Here is a 4629-nt window from a genome sequence, read left to right on the forward strand (position 1 = left end):
GCGGCTGGCAGTGGGCTGCCGGCTGCGGGACGGATGCTGCGCCCTATTTTCGCATCTTCAACCCTACCAGTCAGATGGAGAAATTCGACAAGCAGAAGGTTTACATCAAGCGTTGGGTTCCGGAATATGGTACGGCTGATTATCCTGAGCCAATCGTTGATCACAAGATGGCCCGCGAGCGTTGTTTGGCCACTTACAAAGAAGGACTAAATAGGGGGAAGGGGTAGCTTTGAATCGCGAAGGCGCCCGAGGATTTTTGAACCATGTAAGGGATTATAAGGACATTTAAGGGGGATGCCTGCTGGGGTAAATTCACGAATTTAACCGATATGGGAGATGTTGTTGAATCTCCAAAGGCACCCTAGTTCAAATTCATGAATTTGCCTTGAATTTAATCATTTGATTTGTAGATTGGACGATAAATGCCTATCATGGAAAATGGAAGAACTCCTCCAACCGGATATTTACCTCCTCGGCATTCGCATCCAAGAACCAGTTACGACCGCTACGGATGTTCTCGTCGCACTTGCTTGTTTTTATGCTTATTGGCGTTTGCGTAATATCAAAACAAAAGGAAATGCATTGCATTTTTTAAAGTTATATTTCATCGTCATGGCTATTGCTATGTTGTTTGGCGGCCTTATAGGTCATGGCTTTTTGTATTTATTATCACCTGAATGGAAAATCCCAGGTTGGTTTATCAGCATGTTTTCTGTGATGTTGATTGAGCGATCTTCCATAGAGCATAGTCAGCGTCTTTTACCTCCTCGATTAGCTAAATTTTTCCTCGCAGCTAACATTATTGAATTAGGAATCCTGATGATAGTAGCCGCTTATACCCTTAACTTCTTGTTTATTCAAATTCACCTTGCCTACGGGATATTGGCGGTTATTTTCCCTTTTCATTTGTATACTTATCGTAAAACCGGCAACAAAGGCAGCTTATTTATGCTGTATGGCGTAGGCGTTTTGGCTATTGCTGCTGTCATTTTCAACTATCCAATAGTGTTAAGTAAATGGTTCAATCATCACGATTTTGCGCATGTCTTGATGATTATTACCACTATCTTTTTTATGTATGGAGGGCTTAATTTTGATTCTAATAATCAAGATAAAGCCATTTGAAAGAGAAAAAAGCAGTTAGGTCTCTTCCGCGCATTGACTTTTTTATTCCCGTCATAGTCTTTAACCAAATTGATAAAAGGAGTTAAATTAATCGACTACGTGTATTTGAAAATTATCCATACACACCTTGCCTATACTGCTTCACTTAAAACCCACAACAGTGTCACTACTATCAGCCCTTTTTAATATTGCTATTTTTCTGGGAATCTTGTTGGGAGTGATTATTCTGAGGTCACCCATTTTCAAGAGCGCCGCTAATAAATACTTAGCCTACGCCGTAATTGGACTTTCCTTTTCGTTGCTTATCCTAGGTTTAGAACTCACTGGATCTTATGAACAAAGCTTACCATTTCGTATCATCGACATTTTTAGTTCGGGAGCGCTGTTTCCTGTGCTAATATTGCTGTTTATCGTCAATCAAGTAGATCATCCGTTTCGGAACTCTCCCCAAAGGTGGTGGCTATTTGTTCCACATTTGTTATGGATTTTCCATAGTGGGCTGGATGCCGTTATCGATTCCCCGATAATTCAAGTTTTTTTCGATATGGCTGGAGGGCTTCTGTTTCTGCTAATACTTGTATTCATTCCATCTGTTTTAATATACGCCTATACCTTCATCAAGTACGCCGATGGCCGCCGAGAAAAACGATGGCTAACTCAGCTTTGGTTCTGGGTTTCTGTCATCATGACTTCCTATGTCTCATCCGTGGTCTTATCCCTATTGTCCTACATCGAATTTGCTTCGGTGCTAAGAACAATTGCGCTAGGTGCCGTCTTTCTGATTCACTGGATCACCTACGTCGGTGTTTTTAAGTTCAGGCTATCCAAAGACCAGGAAGAAATCAGGGCTTTGGTCAAGAAGTGGAAGTCAGGTTCGGTTAAACCAGCCATCCCCTTGCCCCCACAGGATTCGGTAGGTGATGAAAAACGAACAGCATCTTTAACTGCCGAAAATTCATATTTCAAAAAATTAGAAGCGCTTTGTACCAACGAACGGATCTACCTCGACAGTACGTTGGACAGATTACAAGTAGCTGAAACATTAGGGATAAGTCCAGGCTATGTTTCTCAAATCGTCAACACCATTACAGGGGACAATTTCTCGACCTATATTAATCGCTACCGAGTTGAAGCCGTTAAATTAATGATCGCTGACGCTGAGTTTGGCAACTACAGTTTACTGGCAATAGGGCTAGAAGCAGGGTTCTCCTCAAAAACCACTTTTTACACAGCTTTCAAAAAATTAACGGGAATGACTCCAAATGTGTACCGAAAAACACACAAGTAGTTCGGATTTATTGAAATTCAAGGTTTCGGAACTCTTGGCAATAGCATTTCGCCTACTATTGCCACAGAAACAATCAAATGAAATCATGAATTTAACGAAAAGTCTTTTAAGATTTTCAATCCATTATTCTCTTATTACTGTAGAACGAGGGCAGAAAAAACTAGACGTAAACTATTTACTACGTTTAGCTTTACCTAAAATCTACCTTGCGGTTATCCTACTATTACTTACCGTTAAACTTTCGGCTCAACACGCAACCGAAGGTTCCTCTTTCCGAGAAAGAACCGATTTTAAAGCGGGGTACTTTGGCAATATATCCTCCAACCAAGGTATCAACCTCGGTGCGGAATACCTCTGGAAAGAGAAAATCAAAACCAAAGAAAGAAGGGGGCAGGAAAAAACGATTAGACACCAACTGCTGCTAAACGGAAGCCTGGGCTACGCTACTAATTTTGCTACCCAAACTCAGAATGGAATATTCGCCTATTCTGGCTTCATTCTTCGCAGGGTCAACACTAAAAGCAGAGGTTTTTTCGTAGAGCTGAACCCATTGGGCCTTTACCGTTCAGTACTACCCACAACCTACCACGTAGAAGGTGAAGATGTAACGAAGATTTCCTTTCCTGGCAGAAGCTACTATGCACCATCTGTGGCTATTGGAATAGGGCGATTCCGTAAAGAGACAAAACGATCTGGTTGGTACTTGAACCTCCAGTACACCGTGCTGACCAACTACAATGCGGCCACGTTACACATCCGCTCATTGCACTTCGGGCGTAGATTTTAATTTTAATAACTAAGAAACCTTATATACAATGAATATTATAAAGCTTAAAACAGTAGTTGCCTTATTTGTACTACTAAATATTTTCTCTTGTTCGAAAGACGAGATCAACCTTAACAACCTCAATGAAACCATCTACTTAAGACATCAACAGGCCGATATGCCCGCTCATGTACACGGCAACGCTTCTGATAAAACATTTCTGATTTATCTGCATGGTGGCCCTGGTGGGCTGGGGCTAGAAGCTCGGATAAACACCATGATCACTGAAGTGGAAGAGAATAACGCCGTTGTTTATTTTGATCAGCGAGGATCAGGAAATGCACAAGGAAACTATTCGGAAGAAGACATGAACATCGACGCAATGGCAGAGGATGTTCTGGCACTAGTAAAAGTCTTACGGACTAGGTACGGTAGTGACATCAAGTTTTTTCTAATGGGCGCAAGCTGGGGAGGTGCTCTTGGCCCGGCTACCTTGCTGAAAGGGCAGGAAAACTTCCTAGGGTGGATCGACATTGCTGGCGCGCATAGCCCTAAAGATTTATACGATGAATACCAGCTTGATTTACTAGAAAAAGCTAATGAGCAAATTGCGTTGGGGAACAGTATCCCTCATTGGGAAGGTGTTCTTGAACTCATCCAAAATGTAGATCCAATTTACAATGAAGAGGATGGTAGCAATATGAATGGCAAAGCACACGAATCGGAAGGGGTACTGGCCGACGACCTAGTGATCAATAAACCTCAGAAGGTTGATGAGAATGGGGAAGAAATAACATTTGTTGCTAGAAATAATGGAGAGGTAGGTCTAATTCTAACTCAAAAAGGCCTTTGGAGAGATCTGTCATTCACCGACGACCTACCCAATATTACCATACCTTCATTGGTTCTTTGGGGTAAGCATGACCTTGTTGTTCCTACTAGGTTTGCTCAAGAAGCTTTTGATCACTTAGGTTCTGTTCACAAAGAGCTTTTTATTTTTGAACGTTCTGGGCATAGTCCGCTGGAATCTGAGCCTGATCTTTTTGCCGAAAAGGTCATCGCGTTTATTAATGAATACCGATAAGGTGATTATTTCAGTTTAGAAACGTTGAAGGGGCTGCCAGTTGTCCTCGATATGCCGTGGGCCTCACATAAAGCGCTCACGGTATAAACGCTCGACTCCCAGGCTCTAATGAATTTAAGTTTCTCTTCCATTGGACTTGTGCTTCTCCAGCCCATAACTCTGTTTTTTTTATCAAAGTTACGTACTGAAAAAGTGTAAACCATCTGGGTTGAGAAGTGTAAACTATGTGGGTTGACTGTACCCAATTGCGCAGAACTCAAGCCTAGGCGACGCGCGTAGCGAAGCGGAGCACGTACGTCCTAGGCAAAGATGGGCGCGTGCACTATTTTACTCACCTAAGTTTATTAGTAAGCTCTTTTTCATACG

5 protein-coding genes are annotated in these 4629 nt (G+C 42.1%); all 5 read left to right on the forward strand.

Annotated features, from left to right (window positions below):
- Window positions 1-227, forward strand: a 227-nt coding sequence (locus tag ACRBG0_RS26210) for an FAD-binding domain-containing protein (RefSeq protein WP_431489792.1), incomplete at its 5' end; no start/stop codon positions are given.
- A gap of 211 nt (window positions 228-438) precedes the next feature.
- Window positions 439-1125, forward strand: coding sequence for a DUF6962 family protein (locus ACRBG0_RS26215; protein ID WP_431489793.1), 687 nt, complete (start codon window positions 439-441; stop codon window positions 1123-1125).
- Between the two features lie 160 nt (window positions 1126-1285).
- On the forward strand, window positions 1286-2413 hold the full coding sequence (locus ACRBG0_RS26220; RefSeq protein WP_431489794.1) for a helix-turn-helix domain-containing protein: 1128 nt from the start codon (window positions 1286-1288) through the stop codon (window positions 2411-2413).
- A gap of 85 nt (window positions 2414-2498) precedes the next feature.
- A complete protein-coding gene (locus tag ACRBG0_RS26225) occupies window positions 2499-3200 on the forward strand; it encodes a hypothetical protein (protein ID WP_431489795.1) in 702 nt (233 codons plus the stop codon).
- A gap of 28 nt (window positions 3201-3228) precedes the next feature.
- Complete coding sequence (locus ACRBG0_RS26230; protein WP_431489796.1) at window positions 3229-4263, forward strand: alpha/beta fold hydrolase; 1035 nt, start codon at window positions 3229-3231, stop codon at window positions 4261-4263.
- The last annotated feature ends 366 nt before the right edge of the window (window positions 4264-4629 follow it).

The sequence above is a fragment of the Lewinella sp. genome, from assembly GCF_050633125.1.
Lineage (GTDB): Bacteria > Bacteroidota > Bacteroidia > Chitinophagales > Saprospiraceae > Lewinella.

What these genes read in the sequence shown, in the direction of transcription:
- ACRBG0_RS26225 (WP_431489795.1), top strand. Translation starts at nt 2,499, where the DNA reads ATGAATTTAACGAAAAGTCTTTTAAGATTTTCAATCCATTATTCTCTT.
- ACRBG0_RS26215 (WP_431489793.1), top strand. Translation starts at nt 439, where the DNA reads ATGGAAGAACTCCTCCAACCGGATATTTACCTCCTCGGCATTCGCATC.
- ACRBG0_RS26230 (WP_431489796.1), top strand. Translation starts at nt 3,229, where the DNA reads ATGAATATTATAAAGCTTAAAACAGTAGTTGCCTTATTTGTACTACTA.